Source organism: Enterococcus sp. DIV1368f (assembly GCF_051712245.1).
Lineage (GTDB): Bacteria > Bacillota > Bacilli > Lactobacillales > Enterococcaceae > Enterococcus > Enterococcus faecalis.
On the sequence record NZ_JBIOON010000002.1, the window covers coordinates 1 to 20,828 of the forward strand.

Sequence of the window (20,828 nt, forward strand, 5' to 3'; positions counted from 1 at the left end):
ATGAACGATTTTCAATTTATTTCTGCTAATGAAACCTATAGAAATTTGTATTACCAATTACCTAAAGTACTTTTTACATCAGAATTTTATAAAACTATGTCCAATGATAGTAAAATAGCTTACGCAATGTTGCAAGACCGATGTGAATATTCAATTCAAAATAATTGGATTGATCAAGATGGGCATATATATTTTATCTTTACACGAAATGAACTGATGAATATTTTAGGGTGTAAAGAAAATAAAATTGCAAAAATAAAAAAAGAATTAAAAGACAAAAATTTACTTTATGAAAAACGTATTCCTCCAAAAAAACTCCCTACTGGTGAATTCAAAAACTATCCAAACAGATTGTATTTAGGTAAGCTGGAAGTTTCAGCAACAGATGTTTACGCCATCAGTAACGCTAACCATACAAATGAGTTTTCCGAAAGTGGGAAAAACCAACCTTCGGATAAACATGATAAAATCAACGTTTCTTTCGAAAGTGGGAAAAACCAACGTCCAGAAGAATCCAATAATACCAGTACTTTGTTCGAAAGTGGGAAAAACCAACCCAATCTATATCTAACTAATTCTTTAGATACAATAGATACAATAGATACTGAAAAAGAACGATTGCAACAACAATTATTGCTCGATCAATTTTCAGAAGTTCAAGAGCATACATTTCTTAGCAAAGATAGCTTAAAATTTATTGCAGCCTTTTCTGATACTATTCAAGAAGCCCATGAAATGGTTGGAACAATTATACGTGCTAAAACTAAAGTTGAAAAAGAATACAATGTTGTTTTAATTGGGGAAGATTATCAAGAAGAAATAGACAAATGTTTGCGACGAGTGATGCATAAAATCAAGACAGATTCTACTGTTAAAAGTCCTAAAGGTTTATTTTACAAGTCTTTTTACAATTTATTTGTTGAATGTACAATAGAGAAAAAAAGTCATTTAAATAAAAATAGTACGGACAACACCCCAGAAATAACTACACATAACTGGATTGAGTATCAATAAAATATGTTTTTTTGTGACCATTAATTTTGATATAAATATATAGAAATTATTGCTGTATATAATATTTATGGTATTATCACTGTATAAATAAGCTAATTATTTATAATTTTATTTACACAAGGAGGTAATAATGGAATACATTAAACGTTTTTTTATTGTAATTGGGTTATTTTTGTTGAGTCAAATAGGTATGTTTACGTATGGGACTTTAAAGCAAAGTTCTTTACAAGTAGGTCAAGGTACAATGCCTTTACTATCAACGCTAATTCTAATAGTGATATTTATTATGAATATTGGATTGCTATTTGTTTTAGCTAATAAACTAGAATTACTTAACTTTGATTCTAAATTTCTCAATAAAAAGAATATTTTAATTATTGTAATTGGTGTTGTAATTGCAAGATTAGTGGCAATTTTAGGAACGATTCTGTTAAATAATCAAGGAATTGATTCTACTGCTAATGATGCGGCAATTAATAATTTGTTTACAGGTGAGAATCCATTACTAATTATTTTGATATTAGGGATATCTGCACCAATCATGGAAGAGATTGTGTTTAGAGCTGGAATTATTGGTTATTTTTTAAAAGATTGGCCAATTTTAGGAATTGCACTAAGTTCTATTTCATTCGGTTTAGTACATGGACCAACTGATATTATTAGTTTTTTCATTTATGCACTAATTGGATTAGTTTTATCAATCGCATATTTTAAAACTAGTCGTCTTGAAGTAAGTATTTTGATTCATTTCTTTAATAACTTAATTCCAGCTATTGTTATTGCTTTTGGTTTAATGTAATTTTGGTATAGATTGTTTAATCAAAAAGAATGGGGTTATTTGATGAAAAAGACTGAAAAAATTTTGTTTTTAGGCTTTTCTGCATTAATGTTTATTCTAATCGGATGTAGCAATAAAGATAATCTTCAAGAAAATAAAAAAAGCAGTGCTGTAGAACAAACTGCCAATTTAACAGCAGCAACACCTATACAAAGTTTAGATCCAGCAACTGCTGTTGATCAAACAAGTATTACACTTTTAGCAAATGTGATGGAAGGCTTATATCGTTTGGATAAAAAAAATCAAGCAGAACCTGCATTAGCAGAAAAGCTTCCAGACATATCCAAAGACGGTAAAACATATACTATATCATTGAGAAAAGATGCAACTTGGACAGATAAAACGCCTGTAACTGCCGAAGATTTTGTTTTTGCATGGCAAAGAGTAGTTGATCCTAACACTGCTTCTCAAAATGTCGGATTATTTGCTCTTATAGAAAATGCTGAAGAAATAAGTAAAGGTAGCAAAGCTAAAGAGTCTTTAGGTATAAAAGCAGTGAATAATCATACTTTGCAAATAGCGTTGAAAGAACCAACTCCTTACTTTACTAATTTATTAGCATTGCCAGTGTTTTTACCTGTTAATCACGAATTTTCTGATAAACATAAGAAAGATTATGGTACTTCTAAGGAAACTATTAGTACAAATGGAGTGTTTAATTTAACTAACTTGGAAGGTTTAGGCACTTCAGATAGTTGGGTAATAGAAAAAAATACTAATTATTGGGACAATAAAAATGTCTCAATGAATACTATTCATTTTCAAGTAATTAAAGAGATAAATACAGGTGTTAATTTATATAAAGATGGTCAATTGGACGAAGCTCCTTTAGGTGGAGAGTATGCTAAACAATATAAAAGCGATAAGGATTATAGCTCTTCTTTATTAGCAACAAGTATGTATTTAGAACTCAATAAAAAAACAAAGGATTCTATTTTAAAGAACAAAAATTTACGTAAATCAATTAGTTATGCTATAGACAGAGCCTCATTAGTAGAAAAATTACTAGATAATGGCTCCATAGCATCAGTTGGGTTAGTTCCTAAAAAATTAGTGTATGATCCAAAAACAAAGAAAGATTTTGCAGACCAGGATTTAGTTGGTTATGATAAAGAAAAAGCCAAGAAGTATTGGGAAAATGCACAAAAAGAATTAACTGCACCTAACAATTTAAAACTAGATATTTTGGTTGGAGACGGAGAATTCGAAAAAAGCTGGAGAATTTTTACAAAATCAATTACAAGAATCTTTAAAAGGGTTGACTGTAACAGTTACGCCAGTACCAGCAAATGCACAAATTGAAAAGTTGTCTAAGGGTGATTTTTCTATTAGTCTTATTGGTTGGCAAGCGGGATATGCAGATCCATTGAGCTTTCTAGCTAATTTCAAGACAAATAGCCCTATGAATTATGGGGGTTATGAGAGTAATGAATTTGATATTCTTCTAAAAGATACTTCTGATAATCGGCTGAAGAGTTTGAAAGAAGCAGAAGAATTGTTAATTGATGATGCAGCGATTGTCCCAATTATCCAAACAGGTTCTAGTAAATTGATTAATCCAAATCTAAAAGATATAAACTTGCACAGTGTAGGTAGTAGATATGACTATAGAGAAATGAAAAAGGAGTGACATTAGTCGCTCCTTTTTTCTTGAAAAAACTTTTTATAACAGTTGGAAGCCCAAGGGCTTCCTTTTGCGTTTAAAGAAACCAAAGAAGGGACTAACTTCTATTTTCGAGTAAAAGATACGGAACTCGCAAAGAAAGCCTTAGAACGCGTATTAACGGATATTAAGAAGAACCCACAAATGATTTTGCGTAAGCCAAATACCATGACTTTTGATGAACGGTTAGCCTACACTGCAGCCAATAAAAAATACGTGGGTAAAATCGATCAAACAAAAGCAATCACAAAAGGAAGGAAACTGTGATGCAGACGTACAAAAAAGAACTGAAACCGTATCTCTACCTTGGTATTTTTCTATTTGTGATTGGCTTTGGAATAGGAAATTTCTTTTGGCTGTTACCAGGGATAGACTATTTTTCAAAAACGAATTATCTCTTTACAAAAGATATTCTAACGTATATCGAACAAACTTTTTATCGGTTTTTTATAACACCAAGTCTATTAGGATTTAGTGTAGGAATACTTGGTTTTCTTTTAGGGCTATTAATGTATGTGCGAGATAATGATCGTGGAATCTACCGTCATGGAGAAGAATACGGTTCGGCTCGTTTTGCTACACCTGCTGAAATGAAAAAATATGAAGATCCAATTCCTGAAAACAATATTATTGTTAGTAAGCATGTAAAAATTTCTCTTTTTAATAAACGTTTACCAATCAAGATAAGAAAGAACAAGTTCAAAACCATCAAAAAAAGACACCTTTTCAGGTGCTTTTTTTATTTTATAAACTCATTCCCTGATCTCGACTTCGTTCTTTTTTTACCTCTCGGTTATGAGTTAGTTCAAATTCGTTCTTTTTAGGTTCTAAATCGTGTTTTTCTTGGAATTGTGCTGTTTTATCCTTTACCTTGTCTACAAACCCCTTAAAAACGTTTTTAAAGGCTTTTAAGCCGTCTGTACGTTCCTTAAGGAATTCCTTAGTGCTCTTTCATAGATTAAACTCACATCACGCTTTAAATCGCTTATTTTAGACTTTAAAGACTTGTTTTCTTCAAGCAACTCATTATAATCATTTACATTTTCATTAAATCGCTCTACAAGACCACTATATTTTTCTTTAACTTGCCCATGTTCTTTACTTAATTTTTTATATTCTCTCGCCATATCAGTACTCATGAGATTTCTAACATGCTGTTTTAACCTATCGTTATCTCTCGCAGCAGTCACTAAGTTTTTATAATCACGCTCCGATATAACAACATTTTTGGTTGGTTTCTTTTCTGTTTTCATTATTTCTTTTCCCAAACCAAACATGGACTTTTCACCCGTTGGCACTTCAACACTTTTCATGTGTCGTTTCGCTGGTACTTCTAAATCTGATTTAACTTTATCGCTATAAGCAGTCCATTCATCTTTTTTAACTGCTAAATTTTTTTCTAGAAAATCAATCTCTTTTTCCAAAGTTTGTTTTTTAAATTTAGCTGTCTCAATATGTTTACGGTCAGAGCCACGTTCACCACGCTTCAACTCAAAACCCTGTTTTTTCATATGCTCGGGGAATTTATCTTGTAGCCATAACAGTTCTTGACGATTAAACACATTTTTTCCTTGCAGTTTTCCATCACGCATAGGCACAACACCTAAATGCATGTGAGGGGTTTGCTCATCATTATGAACTGTTGCATAAGCAATATTTTGCTTGCCATATCGTTCGGAAAATAATTTATAACTTTCCTCAAAAAATCGTTTTTGTTCTCCTGGATCCAGTTGCTCAAAAAAATCTCGGTCAGATGTTACTAGCAACTCATTTACAAGAACAGCATCTTTCCTCGTTTTTCTTGTACCTGTTTTTTGTGATTCAATAATTTCTTTGACACGTTCGTTGTAATCAATATTTTTATCATTTTTCAAATCATAATTTTCACGTGTTCGCTCATGGTCAATATCATCATTCGTTCTACTTTTTCGCTCTCTTTGATTATGAAATTGCATGCCTTTTAGTCCAGCTGATTTCACTTTTTGCATTCTACAAACTGCATAACTCATATGTAAATCGCTCCTTTTTAGGTGGCACAAATGTGAGGCATTTTCGCTCTTTCCGGCAATCACTTCCAAGTAAAGTATAACACACTATACTTTATATTCATAAAGTGTGTGCTCTGCGAGGCTGTCGGCAGTGCCGACCAAAACCATAAAACCTTTAAGACCTTTCTTTTTTTTACGAGAAAAAAGAAACAAAAAAACCTGCCCTCTGCCACCTCAGCAAAGGGGGGTTTTGCTCTCGTGCTCGTTTAAAAATCAGCAAGGGACAGGTAGTATTTTTTGAGAAGATCACTCAAAAAATCTCCACCTTTAAACCCTTGCCAATTTTTATTTTGTCCGTTTTGTCTAGCTTACCGAAAGCCAGACTCAGCAAGAATAAAATTTTTATTGTCTTTCGGTTTTCTAGTGTAACGGACAAAACCACTCAAAATAAAAAAGATACAAGAGAGGTCTCTCGTATCTTTTATTCAGCAATCGCGCCCTTTAATGGAACAAAAAGATTTGAATTCCTGTTATAAAAAAAGGATCAATTTTGAACTCTCTCCCAAAGTTGATCCCTTAACGATTTAGAAATCCCTTTGAGAATGTTTATATACATTCAAGGTAACCAGCCAACTAATGACAATGATTCCTGAAAAAAGTAATAACAAATTACTATACAGATAAGTTGACTGATCAACTTCCATAGGTAACAACCTTTGATCAAGTAAGGGTATGGATAATAAACCACCTACAATTGCAATACCTGTTCCCTCTGATAAAAAGCTGGTAAAGTTAAGCAAACTCATTCCAGCACCAGCTTCCTGCTGTTTCAAGCTACTTGAAACAATTGTTGATATAACTGTTTTGGTGAACGAAAGCCCACCTAAAACAAATACGATTATAATTGTCATGAACCATGATGTTGTTTCTAAAAGAAAGGAAGCAGTTAAAAAGCTAACAGAAAGAAATGTAACTCCGATGTTTAACACGTATAAAGGACCTCTTCTATCAACAAGTATCCCACCAATGTAGCCGAAAATAATGACACTCATTGTTCCAGGGAAAATAATTACACTTCCGATTTCGGCAGTACTTAGCTGGTGAACATCTTTCATCATATAAGGAACCATAGAGACAAACCCTGCTACTGTTCCAAATATAATTCCCCCACAAAGAACTCCAATCATAAAAGGTATATTTTTCCCTAATCCGGGATCAACAAAAGGATCTGTTACTTTCCTGATATGTTTTACAAATATCAGGAATGACAGCACGCTAACGATAAGAAAAGAAATGCTATATGATGTTGTAAACAACATAAAAAATACAATGCCTACAGACATTAGTATAATTCCTTTGATATCAAAATGACCTTTTATCCTTACTTCTTTCTTTAATAATTTCATAAGAAACGGAACAGTGATAATTGTTATCATAGGAATGAGTAGAAGATAGGACCAATGAATATAATGGGCTATCATTCCACCAATCGCTGGACCGACTCCTTCTCCCATGGCTACTATCGATCCAATAAGACCAAATGCTTTACCCCTATTTTCCTTTGGAATATAGCGCGCAACTACAACCATTACGAGTGCTGGAAATGCAGCTGCACCAGCCCCTTGAATAAAACGAGCCATAATAAGTAAGGAAAAGAAAGAATGGCCAACAAACCCAATTACCGACCCGAAACAATTTATTATAATTCCAAATAGGAGTAACCTTTTGATGCCTAATTGATCAGATAGCTTTCCATATACAGCTGTTCCAATGGAAAAGGTTAACATAAAGGCTGTGTTCACCCAGTTTGTACTCGCAGGTGGTTTATTAAAATCATTTGCAATATCAGGTAATGAGACGTTCAAAACCATTTCATTTAATACGCTAAAAAAAGATAAAATGCAAAGCCAAATTAAAATTTGGTTGTGTCGTAAATTCGATTGTGAATAGGATGTATTCACATTTCACCCTCCAATAATGAGGGCAGACGTAGTTTATAGGGTTAATGATACGCTTCCCTCTTTTAATTGAACCCTGTTACATTCATTTCACTTCATAATTAATTCCTCCTTTACACTTTAATTCAAATCTTTATTAAAAAATATTTCATCTTATTTAACAAGAAACCATATTTATATAACAACATAAAATACACTAAGTTATTTTATTGAACATATATCGTACTTTATCTATCCGACTATTTGGACGACGGGGCTGGCAAACAGGTTCACCGGTAGTAACATGGTACCCTTTTAACTCTGTTAAACAAACACTACGTCCATTTGTAAAGAAAGTTAAATCACTACGATATTCTTGAATACACCGAGCAGGGATTTCTCCACTAAGAATGACCTCATTATTTTTCAATTGAGTGTCTACGATGTTCGCACAATATTTAGGAGCATCGTTGTATGCTCGTGAAAGATATTCCTGTGGCGCATAAATTTTAAAACTAAGATATGGCTCTAACAATTCTGTTCCAGCTTTTTTTAAGACTTGTTCCAATACAATAGGAGCAAGCATCCGAAAATCTGCTGGGGTACTAACAGGGCTATAGTATAAGCCATACTTAAAACAGATTTTACAATCCGTCACATTCCAACCATATAATCCTTGTTCGCAACCATAGCGTATCCCTTCCATAACTGCATTTTGAAATGATTGATTTAAGTATCCAAGAGAAACCGAGCTCTCATACTGCATTCCACTTCCCAACGGAAGCGGTGATACAGATAAACCAATGGAAGCCCAGAAAGGATTTGGCGGCACTTCGATGTGAATGGTATATTCTGCATTTTTTAACGGTCTCTCCATATAAATGACTGTAGGCTCTTTTAGTTCTATCTCCACATGATACTTTTCTTGCAACAGTGCACTAATCACTTCCATTTGTACTTTCCCTAAGAAAGAAAGTATAATTTCATGTGTCGTAGAATCCACATAATATTGTAGAAGCGGGTCACTGTCGGAGATTTCTAAAAGTGCATCAAGTAACATTTCCCTTTGTTGAGGTTTGCTCGGTTCAACAGTTGTTTGCAGCAGAGGGAGCGGATTTTCAATTCTCTCTCTCTGTGGCAATAGCTTTGTATCTCCAAGAACACTATTTAGCTTCAAAAACTCATTTTGCAAAATAACAATTTCCCCGGAATAAGCCTTATCAATTTTACATAATTCACCATTTATTGAAGTATACATTTCTGTAATTTTTATTTTTTCCTTTTCCGATATTCTAACCGAATCCCGCAAATGCAGGATTCCGCCATAAAGGCGTACATATGCAAGACGTTGTCTTTCTTCCGAATATTCAATTTTGAAGACATTTCCGCAAAGTTCAGACTTCTTTCTGTATGTTGATGAATAAAATTTATTCGTTATCACTTCTATAAGCTGCTCAATCCCTATGTTGCTTTTTGCGCTTCCATGATAAACAGGGTACAAGGAGCAATTCTGAAATCTTCTGATTTCCTCTTGTTCGAGTTCTAATGCTTCTAATGATTTACCGGACATATATTTCTCTAAAAGGTCATCATTTCCTTCTATTACCACATCCCATTGCTCAGGTTCCGTACAGCTCATCACACACATATTAGGGTGCAGCTCTACTTTCTGTTTGATTATAATTTCCATAGAAAGTTTCTCTTTAATATCCTGATAAACCGTTGATAAATCAATTCCATTTTGGTCAATCTTATTGATAAAAAAGATTGTGGGAATCCCCATTTTCCTAAGTGCATGAAATAATATACGAGTTTGTGCTTGTACGCCATCTTTTGCAGAAATCAGTAGAATTGCCCCATCTAAAACTGATAATGAACGATATACTTCTGCTAAGAAATCCATATGTCCTGGCGTGTCTATGATGTTCACCTTCGTATTTTCCCACTGAAAAGAGGTTATTCCTGTCTGAATTGTAATTCCTCTCTGACGTTCTAAAAGCGTATTATCCGTCCTCGTTGTACCTTTGTCCACGCTTCCTAATTCTGTAATCGCTCCACTGTTATATAATAAGCTTTCTGTTAAGGTAGTTTTTCCTGCATCAACATGAGCTAAAACTCCAATATTAATAATTTTCATGTGATTTTCCTCCATTCAAAAACCCAAAAGGGCATAAAAATCCCAGTGATAAATACTTTTATCACTGGGATTTTTATGCATAACCATAGGTATACAAAGCATACAGATATTCTCTGGATACTTTAGAATCACATGATAAAGGTATTCTTAAACTGGGTACAAAAAACTAAGCCCTCCTAAAAAAGGACATCTAATTATTTGTTCCTGCTATCAAATTGACAGTTTATTTAAGAATACCTTGCCGCATATTTATTAACTCCTTTTAAATAGTCACTTAAATAATAGCACGTAAGAGCATATTTGTAAAGGAATCTCCAATTTTTTATCAAAAAGAGTACATGATTACAAAGTATCTGTAATCATGTACCAATATTTGTTATTTTACAATCTTCCAATTACTCCCGTTCTTTTCAAGTACCAAATCAAATTGAGATACCTGCGTTGCTTTGGTCTGCTGGTCGATATACTCCACTGTCAGCGATACCGTGACTTGATTATCCTTACGATTGTGAATAGGATTTACCAGTTCTTGAAAGATGTACTCTTTTCCGATTGGTTTTAATATCCCGTCATTCACATAGTAGGAAAGTTCACTGGCTGTCGCTGTAGGATAGAGCTTGAAGAACGTCGTTAAAAACTCATTGATTTCATTGGTTGTAATGGAATCAACCGTCCCCTCACTTTCAATGGCTTTTGGTTTATAACTTGATTTCTTAGGTATGTTGGTAATGGTCGGATTCTTAACCAGTACCATATTTCCAGAACCATCTACATAGACACTCACTATATAAGCAGAGTGGACGGTCTTTGTATTTTCTCCCTCTGTAATGAGCTGGTCTACACTGTAGGTTACATTAAACTCATTGTCGCCAGTTGGCTCTACCGTCCATATCTGAAATCCTCTTACAGAAGACGATACAGGAATATCTTTGCGTACTGTATCAACATTGAGAGCTTGAAGTTCATCTGTCAGATAGCCTTTTAGACTTTCCATTCGATTATCAATGGACTTATCGGATTGCTCCCATGAATAGTAGACTTTCGCAAAGTTCTCTACAAAATTTTCTACATGATGAGTATCAACGTATTCCTTTTCTATGATAGTTGTTTCGTGAATAGTATGAGTATCTATAGCTGTAAAGTGCTTGAATATCGCAAAGCTGAAACTAAGCCCTAAAAGTACCCACAAGGCAATCACAACCTTTTTATGAGGATTGACCTTATAGACACGAGGTTTCTTTTCCTTTGGTATCTGTTTTTCTTTATTCTGATTTTTTCTAAATTTCATCATTAAATCTTCCTTTCTCATTGTTTGATTCGTCCTGCTCCCACTAAATGCTGTTGCCAGTAGGGGCTTGTTAAGTCGGCATAACCGATTGGGTCGCCTGCATGAAACATACGGTTATTGCCAAGGTATATCCCAACATGAGTAATATAAGAGCCAGCGTTATAGGTAGAATGAAAGAAAACCAAATCGCCAGCTTGTGCTTCCGATAGTGGGATATGCTGGGTCACATCATATTGCTGTTGTGCGGTTCGTGGTAAGTTAATTCCAGCTTTTCCATACGTCCATTGTGTCAGTCCGCTACAATCAAAAGAAGTAGTCGGGGAAGCTCCACCGTAAACGTATCGCCAGCCCTCATATTTCAGTGCTTCGTCCATGATGGCTTGTACCGTATCATCATCAAACTCTGTTGTGACAAGATACTGCGTTACCAGTTGCACATAAAACATATTGCCATAGTTGTATCGCCAGCCCCCATTGATAGGTATGGCTATGGGATTGGGGTAAGACACTTTTTCGCCACCTGAATACTCTTTTGAGAAACTTTGAGCCAGTTCAAAGGTATATTTATTTCCACGATTAGCCACATACCCTAAGAAACCACCACCATAATTGTAGGACTGGATAACCGATTCTAAATCTACACTGAGCCTTTCGCTACTGGCTAATAATTCACTGAAATACTTCACACCTTGCTTAATGGATTCTTCTGTACTCAATGAATTAGGTGGAAGACCGAGGGATTCCGAGGACTGCATAACATCTTCCGCAGTACCGCCCGATTCCACCTGTATAATCGCAAGAAGTATGTTGACATATTCTTCAACGCCATATTCTTTGGCATATTTTTCTACCATAGGCTTATGAGCCAGCACTTCTGCGGAAACATTCACACCTCCATAATGAATATTGGAAATTCCGCTGTCCTGTTCATCTGAAAATAAAATGGCAACAAACAGAAGCAGTGAGAAGACCATCAAGAATAGCCCAGAACCACCAATCACTAAAGCTTTCAGTTTCATGGTTTCTTACTGCCTTTCTTGATAGTGGCGGATTTTATTGGTGGTCTATTTCTAAGGTTTTGGCTTTGAACTCTTTGAACAGTAGACGGACGCTCTTTTGTGACTGGACGTTGTGAAGCTCTGTCTGCTGGTGTAGTTGAAGTTGCTGGCTTTTGAACTGTTCTTTCTTGTGTAGTACGGTTTTGTCGTTCCGCTTTTAAACTTAAAGAATCGGACTTAACTGCTGGACGCTCCTGTTTGGCTTGTTGAGATTCCATGCGTGAAGTCTGAATAGAAGATTGTTTTGCGGTCTGTCCATCATGAGATTGTTCTTGCTTAGTAGCTGGTCTTTCATGAACGGAAGAAGCTGGCTGTTTTTTCTGTTTGACCTGTTCCATTTCAGAGCGACGCTCTGCAATGGTTTTGCGTCTTTGTTCCTGCTGTTCCTTGCGTCCGCTGGCTCTGTCTGCTCTGGTTTGAGAAATACTGGAAGTTAGGTCACGAACATTTTCTTTTGCTTTGGATTTTCCTTGATACACTGCATATCTTGCATTGGTCGGAATATCCTTAACCTGTTCTTTGAGATTACCAGCAGAATCAACGATTTTATCTTTGGTATCAGCAACTGCTCCGATTGTTTGTCCGATACGTTTTCCAAGTGTTGATTTTTCCTGTCCGTCTGGACGGGTGTGATCTGCTTGTGTCCTACCAGAACTACCCGACTGTCCTTGTTTTCCTGTAGCACTGGCAATGGCAGAGCCAGCACCTAAAGCTGTCATGGAGCGTCCAAGTTTACGCTGTAGGCGGTGCATATGAGCGTGCATAAGCATACGAGGTTTTCTCATCACACGACTTCCCACACTTTGAGAATCGTTGCTTTGAAGCGAAAACATACTCATTAAATCGCTCAGTTTGAAGTAGATTCCTGCAAAGGTCACAATCTGTAAAAAGGCAATCAAAAAGAACGGATAACCAGCCGATAAGGTATAGAGCATGGTTGAAATACTAAAGGCTGTCGTAATAATCAGCGTGATTCCAGCTCGTGTCAAAATGGTATTAAAGAGTTTGATAATGGCTCGTTTTGACATACCATCAAAGGACGGAATCATGCTTAAAATAAAGCTCACAGGCAGAAACATGGCATAGATGATAAAAAGTACCTGCGAGAAAATCATGATTCCTGTTAGTAGGAATACGAATATAGAAATCCCGATATTGAATACAAAGAGAAAGAAGACTGTACCCAAACGGTTAATAGTTTTTGTAATCGTCATGTTCACATTGTTTCTGTCTTCGATTTCTTCTGCTACAATTTTTTCTCTGTCTTCTCCATTATTACTGTCTGGACTGGTTGAAAGTAGACTTTCCACACGGTCAGCACCAATACTTTCAATGTCTGAACTGTTGTATTGAAGCAGTAGCCACGGTTGCTGAACCTGTATGGAAAACAGGCTATCTCTGATTAAGTCCACGCTGTCCTTGCCTTGACTATCGGAATGGGGCATGACAATCTTCGTGCCAAGTGATAAACTGGCATTACTGATGTCTGATGAAAAGTCATTGATTTTTTTAATGTAGTCGGGAGCGTAGGCAATAAAGGAAGCCGATAGGATAAACACCAGCACAAAATTCATAATGGCATGAATTGCCTTTGTGGTTTCTCTCTTTATCAGTCCCGTATAGGCAACATAAACCCCAAGAACCAAAATCAAGAGTAAGAGGAATCCAACATAGAAACCCTCTGTTGAAAATCCGTTTGCACTCACACCAGCTAAGGTCTGCATATTCTTACCAATGGAATCTGCTGTAGCGGAAATGAAGTCTAAGGAATAGGCTTCCTGTACTAAGTAACCTGTCGCATTGGAAACATACAAACTGATTGTCCAAATAAAATTGGTAATGGCATATAGTCCATACATGACCTGTTTTCCAATCCCGTCCGACCAGTTCCACGGAAGCCAGCCCCAGCTATTATCCACATAAAAATCCAGTTGATAGTTTTCAAGTGGGTATCGGCTGTATTCATTTGCCACATTGACCGTATCATCTACCAAGCCCGCAGCTTGAACCACCGTTCCCAGCATGGCTAAAAGAAAAATGGCAATCACAAGTGTGAAAGCCACTGTCATTGCCACTTTACCTAGACGTTTCAGCGTCCAGTTTGATTTTATTCTGTTTACTATTGATGGTTTCACATTTACACCTCTTTTCGCACAGGTGGTCTGGTATCAAAGGCATGGAGCAGTTCTTCAAATACAGGGTGGAACTGTATCACACCGACACGACCATATAAATCACTGATAAGGCATTGCCCGTTTTCCAAATCACGCAATCGCTTCTGATTGTTTTCGTCCTCTGGGTCTACACCAAAAAAGGCTAAGGTCTTTTTAATCTCGTTAAGGTCAGTGGAACGAAATGCAAATTTTAAGCCGAGGTTATTTTTCAGTTTTTCATCTAAGAGGTCGTCTGTATTTTGGGTCACGAAATATACCCCAGCGTTCATAGCACGACCAGCCCGAACCAGCTTCATAGATAGTGTTTTTCCTTGTGCTACCTGTAAAAAGCTCCATGCTTCGTCTAAATCTACAATCTTGAAAATGCTTCGGTCTGTATGGATAAAGTCTAAAGCAAAGGTACTAATGACAATCAGCATAGCAACGGATAAAAGCTCCATAGTGGTATATTCCTCAAAGGAAGTTTCCTTGTCGGGAAGTACCAAGTCCGCAACCTGTATAATGTTCAGTTGTTTTTCTAAGCTGATAGACTGCTCCACATAACCATTACTGAATAATAAATGTGCAAAGTCATAGTCTGTAAAACTTTCGATATGGTCGGCTATACTGGTACTTAGTGGCGTATTCTCAACCCGTAATTCCTCAATCACTTTCATCAACCCTCGTACTTCACTATTGGTTACTGCACGAATGGCTTTTCTAAGGATTGGGAAGCGTTCCCCATCACGAGAGGAAATCCCCGTAAGGAATGTCAGAATATCAATAGCCAGTGATTCAGAATCTTTGGGATTTTTCATAATCACATAAGGGTCAAGTAAGCCTTTGTTTTTCTCATCAGAAGTCAGAGTGACGATATTGATTTCATGGGAAATCTCTGGCAAGGTTTCTTTCCATCTGCCACGTTCTGCTTTTGGGTCTACAATCACTGCTTGTGCCCCATAAAGCACCGCATAATAGACGATAAGGTTATTCGCAAAGGATTTACCACCACCCAGCGAACCAACAAAAGCCGACGCTAACGCATTGGTTACTGAACCCTTAACCCCTTGACTGGCAAAAGCAGGTTTCAGATAGACATTGCGTCCAGTATCTAAGCTGTAGCCAACATAAATCCCCTCATTTTCCCCCAGCATTTGAGTAGCACCAAAACCTAAACCAGCGAGGAAATCAGAGGTCACGTATTGAATATAATCATTCATATAACGCTTGCTGGCAGGTAAAAATTCTTCATGTAAGCCGAGCATATCCCCAAATGGTCGTACCAGTTTTACGCTTAAATCGTCATAAAAATCTTTCACTTCATTACAACGACGTTTGAGTTCGTCAAGATCATTTGCTGATACCCTTACCACATAAGACAGCTTGTACATAGATTCCTTGCTTTGGTCTAAATTGGTTTCCAGCTCATTCACACTTTCCAGAGCTTCCGCCACATTGGAGCTGGTTTCATTATCACTTTGCCAAGCGTGGTTATCCAAGTCTTTCAGTTCTTTCTTTTTATTGCGGACAGTAGATAGGGCTTTACGATTCGCTACAATTTCCACATTCATTGACGTATCAATCGGGAATGTAAATTGCTGTTGCTGGTAGTAGAAGATTTCAGAGGACGGGAAGTCCAGTTCTCCGACAATGCTGTTAATGGTAAAGTAAGCTACATAGACGGTTTCATCTTCCTGCTGGATTTTCAAATATCGCTGTTTTTCTTCCACCAAACAGCGAGTAGGCTTAATCAAGTCATAGTATTTAATCAGCGTTTCATTATCCAGCTTTTTCTTTGATAGATGGTACTCATACTCTTCATAGGCAGTGCCTGTCTGTCCGTAAAGGTGTTCAATCAGATAGCCGAAGTCGTCCTTATCTAACCTGCGGATTTTGAAACGACGAGAGATTTTATTTTCTAAGAGCTTTTCCATCTTCTGAAAACGCAGGATTTCATCATTACTCATACTAACAAAATCGCCCATCAGCTTATGGTTCACATCATAGACAAAATCAGACAAAGCATTTTTTGCTTCAACGGTAAGACTTTTCATAGAAAACTCCTGATCGTTGAGAAGCAACTTAAAGCCGATAAAGAAACGGTAGTTCACTTGATTTTCGCCAATCATGGATATTAAAGCGTCTGTCTGTTGGTCGATTTTGTCATAGGCAACCGCTTTGAGCTTGCCAGTGACTTCATTTTTGGAACGCTCTTGTGCAGAACGTATGCTGGATTCTGTACTGATTTGTAAAGCATGAATTTTGCCATCACGATTTTGTGCGATAAGCTGTCTGAAAGAATCATGCACTTGTATTTTCTGTTCTGGACTTAGAAATGAGTAATTGTAAGGAACAAGCTCATAGTAAGCATAACATTCCCCGTCTTTATTCCAGACGAGATTGTTTTCAATGTATTTAATTGGATATGCCATAAAATTCACTCCTAACTGCTGTAATGGCTTCTTGTGGCTGGTTTCTGCCAAGCGTTACTTTTTTTCCTGCATAGGTCAGCTTTGGTCGCAGTGCATAAGCAATGACAGACTTCAAAAATCCATAAGGCTTTTTACCATCAAAAGTTTTTGTAGACATAAACCATGTGAAAGCCACAGGAATCCCAAAGTATTTGAGAAATGCTCCCTCTATCATGGAAAGAGGGGGCAAGTTGCCAAGTATCATCACTGCAAAGAGTGACACGACAAACCATGTCATTTGCGTAAAGGTTATGGGAAACGGAAGTCTAAAATCATTGATAGAATACAGTACCTTTTCCACAGACCAGATACTGGTATAGCTTCGTATTTTCTTCATGTAATCAATCCTTTCATAAAAAATAGGGGTAGCTGATTGAGCCACCCCGTAAAATAGAAAATCTGCCAGTAGTAATGTACCGACAGATTTAATAGACGATTTCAAAAATCCCATGATTGGTTGAGATAAACGTTCCTGAAAGGTCTAAATCCCGACCATAGGCTTGATAATCAATATAGTTTTGAAGACTAGCTGGTACTTCGCCTAAAGCACCCGTTTCTTCAATGTAGTAGCGTGCCACGTCATACATATCATCACAATCGGAATGAATGATAATATCCTCTTGATGTTCGCTTAGTTCTTCAATGCTTGAAAAATGAGTGAGCAGAGCAGATAGCTCCGATTGTAATTCTTCGGGTAATTCCGATACCATTTCCCATAGTCGATTGAGTTCGCCAATGGAAGTGTATTCGTCAACCGTAAAGGGTAACTCGTAGTCATGAATGGCGTATTCCTCATATTCATCATTCAAGCCGATTTTCTCTTTGACTTCCTCAAAGTCAATGGGAAAGGTAAACCACGCACCGACCAATTCGCCCTCATTGTATTTGCCTAAATTCGCAATATAGACTTGCATATCGTCCATATATTCACGTCCTTTCTTTGTAGAGATTCAAAAATCCCTACCGCACTTCGTTTGGTGTACCATTCCTTTGCGGAACATAAGAAAACCACTTATATTCCACAAAAGAACGGTTTTATTTAAGCACCAATAATGCGATTGAATAGCTCTAGTAAAATGTCTTTTACTCCAGCAGCGTTGAAGACTAAGCCAACCGCAATAATCGCAATAATTAAAAAGCCAATCAGTTTGCTAAACTCACGCTTGAAGCCAAGATACAAGCCAATCACAACGATTGCTAAAAGCACCAGTGATTGAGCGTTTGATAGAAACCAGTTATAAAGGTTTTGTCCAAAATTCATAAAAATGTTCTCCTCTCTATATTCAATGAATTTGTATTTGAGTTATTTTTTTGTTGTTATCACGTCCTGTTCTTTTACTGACTGTTGCTTCAAAATCTGCTTGTGTCGGTCTGTCAGTTTCGCATGGTCGAGAATGTCTTTTACAACCTGCGTCTGGTTGATTTCATCAAGTTTAATCGCAACCTTTAAGGTCGGGGCAACTTGATGAGATAGCCAGTTCAGCGTCCTTTGGAAGGAGTAAGGCTCTGGTTTTGTGGTTAGTTTTAATCGTTCACGATTGTTCCCAATAAACCAAGCCCATTCTTCATTCAGTTTCCAATCAGAACGAGGTTTGGAATCGTCTTTATCTACAAAACGGATATACCGATTGATAATTTTAAAGGCGGTATGCTCTGGATTGTCATAGACGAGTAAATCACGGACTGCATAATAGGCACGCTCATTTTTCAATCGAATCTCAAAACGGTTTTTTACTTCTGCGTCTTCAATGGGAATATCATTTTTCTTGTACTGCTCGTAGTCCTTTTCATAGATACAGAAATAAACTTCACTTTGTAATGAACCGATATAGAGGGTGTTTCCCATACATTCCTTTTCCTCTTTGCGTACCAGTTCGCCACTGCGATAGCTTTTAAAACTGCGGAAGACGGAGATACATTCTTCCTGTTGGCACTTTTCAGTGAGTACAGGGATATTTAAAATCCCTGTCTTATCGTTAATGGCAAGGTCAAGGCGTTTCATCACACCGCCAGCCACCAAAACGTCCATAAAGAACTCATACCAGCTTCTTTGTTGTGCCAGAAGATAGCTTTCAAATTGTCTGCACCCACGACCTTTCAATTCCACCAGAACTCCTTTGTCCAGTTCATGGGAGCAAAGGACGAATATGTCGCCTAAAGCATAATGCTCTGAATAAGAATAGAAACCATAGTCCTCATGAAGAAAATAGGACAGTTTCAGTTGTAAGATGTTTTCGACCACCTGCTGTACGTCTGTTGTCGGAAAGCGAATTCTTACATAATCAAACAGCATTTCAAGGGGAGCGTCGGGATTGAAGCGTTCCAGAGCTTCCCAAAGGGACTGCTGTAAATCCTCTGATGGCTTGACTTTTCCTGTTTCAATATCGCTTAGATACTGCCTTGTAATACCAGTCGCAACAGCTAAACGGTTTTGAGATAGTCCATAAGCCAAGCGTTTTTCTTTTAAATGCTGTAACCAAGTTTGTTCATTCAGTAAAAATCCCTCCAATCAAAAAGGCGTATGTCAACTTTTAAAGCCCATTTGACATACGCTGAAATTTTGTAAATCCCTTGTAACCAAAGGATTTTCTAATGTTTTTTTGACTGTTTCCTGTCGATTTGTACCCCCCTGTTAGATACGGGGGGTTAAGTGCTGGCGTGGCTATTGCCACACCAGCCAGCAAGATCAGTCCACACCTGCGACTTCCGCTTCGCACGTCGCCTGCGTGGACTGTCTGCTGTTGGATAACTTTTTAATTTCCTCCAAGAAATCATATCCTTTTGGTACAAGGGGAGTATAAAACTCTGATATGACACTTGTTCCTACATCAACATAGCCACGACCTTTGATTCGCTTTAAGAAGAAATCCTTTTGTACGTCACTGCCAAACATCATGCCATAGCCCATTTCAGACATACGACCTAAAGCCACTCTGAAATTAAACTGATCACGGATTCCGTCGCCTAAATATTTTGCGTCTGGACGTTGACAAGCCAGTATTAGAAAGAAGCCAGCTTGACGACCTAACATGACAATCTGTTTCAGCTTATTCATAACTGCGGTGTTTTCTTTTGTTCCCAGAATTTCCATGAAAGCGACGTATTCATCAAAGATTAAGAAGTGTGCCGGGAGACCTAAGTAAGCATAATTTTTGCCAGTCTTATAGTTCTTCATCTGCTTCATTTCCTCACTACGTTTCATCATTTCTTCATAGAATGTTTCAATGCAAGAAAGCAAGTCTTCTTTTCTATAGTAGACATTTGCCATCACAGAACCTAAGTCCGCAAGATCAGCATTTTTCGGGTCAAGAATATACAGTTTTGAATCTGTATGAAGCAAGGCTTCAATCAGTGTCAGTATAAAGTAAGTTTTACCGCCACCTGTACCACCAGCAATCAACATATGAGGGAGCTTATCATATTCCCACCATACGTTTTTCATTAAGCGAAGTTTACCATCTTTAGCTTCTACTTCATCAATAGAAATACGACTGGCGGTTCTGTTGCAAAGTTTTAAATCTACTATCAAATAAGGTAGAATAATAGAAAAAGATAGCAGGAGGAATGACGATGAATCATTTTAAAGGAAAGCAATTTCAGCAGGATGTGATTATTGTAGCCGTGGGCTACTATCTTCGTTATAACCTTAGCTATCGTGAAGTTCAAGAAATCTTATATGATCGTGGCATTAACGTTTCTCATACGACGATTTATCGTTGGGTGCAAGAATATGGCAAACTACTCTATCAAATTTGGAAAAAGAAAAATAAAAAATCCTTTTATTCATGGAAAATGGATGAAACGTACATCAAAATTAAAGGAAAATGGCATTATTTGTATCGAGCCATCGATGCAGATGGTTTAACCTTGGATATTTGGTTACGTAAAAAACGGGACACACAAGCAGCCTATGCTTTTCTTAAGCGGTTAGTGAAGCAGTTTGATGAACCGAAGGTTGTAGTCACAGATAAAGCCCCCTCTATTACAAGTGCCTTTAAGAAACTAAAAGAATACGGCTTTTATCAAGGGACAGAACATCGTACCATTAAATACCTGAATAATTTGATTGAACAAGACCATCGTCCAGTAAAGAGACGCAATAAATTCTATCGAAGTTTACGCACTGCCTCTACCACGATTAAAGGCATGGAAGCCATTCGAGGATTATATAAGAAAACCCGAAAAGAAGGCACTCTCTTCGGGTTTTCGGTCTGTACTGAAATCAAGGTATTATTGGGAATCCCAGCTTAAATCATAGATACCGTAAGGGATTTTATTCTT

15 protein-coding genes and 5 pseudogenes are annotated in these 20,828 nt (G+C 37.0%); 6 read left to right on the forward strand and 14 right to left on the reverse strand.

Features of this window, described 5'->3' with window-relative positions; translation table 11 throughout:
- The 5 genes and pseudogenes from IGL07_RS13580 to IGL07_RS13600 all read left to right on the forward strand — a co-directional run.
- The gene (locus IGL07_RS13580; protein ID WP_002397973.1) at positions 1–1,014 is read left to right on the forward strand and encodes a replication initiator protein A; all 1,014 of its coding nucleotides are present in this window, start codon (positions 1–3) and stop codon (positions 1,012–1,014) included.
- A gap of 130 nt (positions 1,015–1,144) precedes the next feature.
- Complete coding sequence (locus IGL07_RS13585) at positions 1,145–1,813, forward strand: CPBP family intramembrane glutamic endopeptidase (RefSeq protein ID WP_002362416.1); 669 nt, start codon at positions 1,145–1,147, stop codon at positions 1,811–1,813.
- A gap of 42 nt (positions 1,814–1,855) precedes the next feature.
- Positions 1,856–3,482 (forward strand): annotated as a pseudogene (locus tag IGL07_RS13590) (peptide ABC transporter substrate-binding protein).
- A gap of 42 nt (positions 3,483–3,524) precedes the next feature.
- Positions 3,525–3,782, forward strand: coding sequence for a hypothetical protein (locus IGL07_RS13595; RefSeq protein WP_002362414.1), 258 nt, complete (start codon positions 3,525–3,527; stop codon positions 3,780–3,782).
- Positions 3,782–4,213, forward strand: a pseudogene (locus IGL07_RS13600) (hypothetical protein); the annotation flags it as partial. The gene IGL07_RS13595 and the pseudogene IGL07_RS13600, both read left to right, overlap by 1 nt.
- 210 nt (positions 4,214–4,423) lie before the next feature.
- Here the strand turns inward: IGL07_RS13600 and mobV are convergent.
- From mobV to IGL07_RS13670, 14 genes and pseudogenes are all read right to left on the reverse strand, one after another.
- Complete coding sequence (gene mobV / locus IGL07_RS13605) at positions 4,424–5,524, reverse strand: MobV family relaxase (RefSeq protein ID WP_438540838.1); 1,101 nt, start codon at positions 5,522–5,524, stop codon at positions 4,424–4,426.
- 563 nt (positions 5,525–6,087) lie between these two features.
- A complete protein-coding gene (gene tet(L), locus IGL07_RS13610) occupies positions 6,088–7,464 on the reverse strand; it encodes a tetracycline efflux MFS transporter Tet(L) (RefSeq protein ID WP_001574277.1) in 1,377 nt (458 codons plus the stop codon).
- A gap of 33 nt (positions 7,465–7,497) precedes the next feature.
- Positions 7,498–7,560: pseudogene (locus tag IGL07_RS13615) on the reverse strand (tetracycline resistance efflux system leader peptide).
- A gap of 97 nt (positions 7,561–7,657) precedes the next feature.
- Positions 7,658–9,577 (reverse strand): tetracycline resistance ribosomal protection protein Tet(M), encoded by a 1,920-nt coding sequence (gene tet(M), locus IGL07_RS13620; RefSeq protein WP_001574275.1) that lies wholly within the window; start codon positions 9,575–9,577, stop codon positions 7,658–7,660.
- A 15-nt stretch (positions 9,578–9,592) separates the two neighbouring features.
- Positions 9,593–9,640, reverse strand: a pseudogene (locus IGL07_RS13625) (hypothetical protein); the annotation flags it as partial.
- A gap of 313 nt (positions 9,641–9,953) precedes the next feature.
- Positions 9,954–10,886: a conjugal transfer protein gene (locus IGL07_RS13630; protein WP_001224319.1), complete on the reverse strand. Its 933-nt coding sequence runs from the start codon at positions 10,884–10,886 to the stop codon at positions 9,954–9,956.
- On the reverse strand, positions 10,883–11,884 hold the full coding sequence (locus tag IGL07_RS13635) for a bifunctional lytic transglycosylase/C40 family peptidase (RefSeq protein WP_001574272.1): 1,002 nt from the start codon (positions 11,882–11,884) through the stop codon (positions 10,883–10,885). The genes IGL07_RS13630 and IGL07_RS13635 overlap by 4 nt, the downstream gene beginning before the upstream one ends.
- On the reverse strand, positions 11,881–14,058 hold the full coding sequence (locus IGL07_RS13640; RefSeq protein ID WP_001574271.1) for a CD3337/EF1877 family mobilome membrane protein: 2,178 nt from the start codon (positions 14,056–14,058) through the stop codon (positions 11,881–11,883). The genes IGL07_RS13635 and IGL07_RS13640 overlap by 4 nt, the downstream gene beginning before the upstream one ends.
- 2 nt (positions 14,059–14,060) lie before the next feature.
- Complete coding sequence (locus IGL07_RS13645; RefSeq protein ID WP_368745740.1) at positions 14,061–16,508, reverse strand: ATP-binding protein; 2,448 nt, start codon at positions 16,506–16,508, stop codon at positions 14,061–14,063.
- Positions 16,492–16,884 (reverse strand): conjugal transfer protein, encoded by a 393-nt coding sequence (locus IGL07_RS13650; RefSeq protein WP_000723888.1) that lies wholly within the window; start codon positions 16,882–16,884, stop codon positions 16,492–16,494. The genes IGL07_RS13645 and IGL07_RS13650 overlap by 17 nt, the downstream gene beginning before the upstream one ends.
- An 88-nt stretch (positions 16,885–16,972) precedes the next feature.
- Positions 16,973–17,470, reverse strand: a complete 498-nt coding sequence (locus IGL07_RS13655; RefSeq protein ID WP_000342539.1) for an antirestriction protein ArdA — start codon at positions 17,468–17,470, stop codon at positions 16,973–16,975.
- Positions 17,471–17,586: 116 nt separating this feature from the next.
- Positions 17,587–17,808: a hypothetical protein gene (locus IGL07_RS13660; RefSeq protein WP_001009056.1), complete on the reverse strand. Its 222-nt coding sequence runs from the start codon at positions 17,806–17,808 to the stop codon at positions 17,587–17,589.
- A gap of 42 nt (positions 17,809–17,850) precedes the next feature.
- Positions 17,851–19,056 (reverse strand): MobT family relaxase, encoded by a 1,206-nt coding sequence (gene mobT / locus IGL07_RS13665; RefSeq protein WP_000398284.1) that lies wholly within the window; start codon positions 19,054–19,056, stop codon positions 17,851–17,853.
- A gap of 177 nt (positions 19,057–19,233) precedes the next feature.
- Positions 19,234–20,058: pseudogene (locus tag IGL07_RS13670) on the reverse strand (FtsK/SpoIIIE domain-containing protein); the annotation flags it as partial.
- Between the two features lie 59 nt (positions 20,059–20,117).
- Between IGL07_RS13670 and IGL07_RS13675 the strand changes: the two are divergent.
- Positions 20,118–20,798, forward strand: a complete 681-nt coding sequence (locus IGL07_RS13675; protein WP_001015311.1) for an IS6-like element IS1216 family transposase — start codon at positions 20,118–20,120, stop codon at positions 20,796–20,798.
- Positions 20,799–20,828 lie beyond the last annotated feature (30 nt).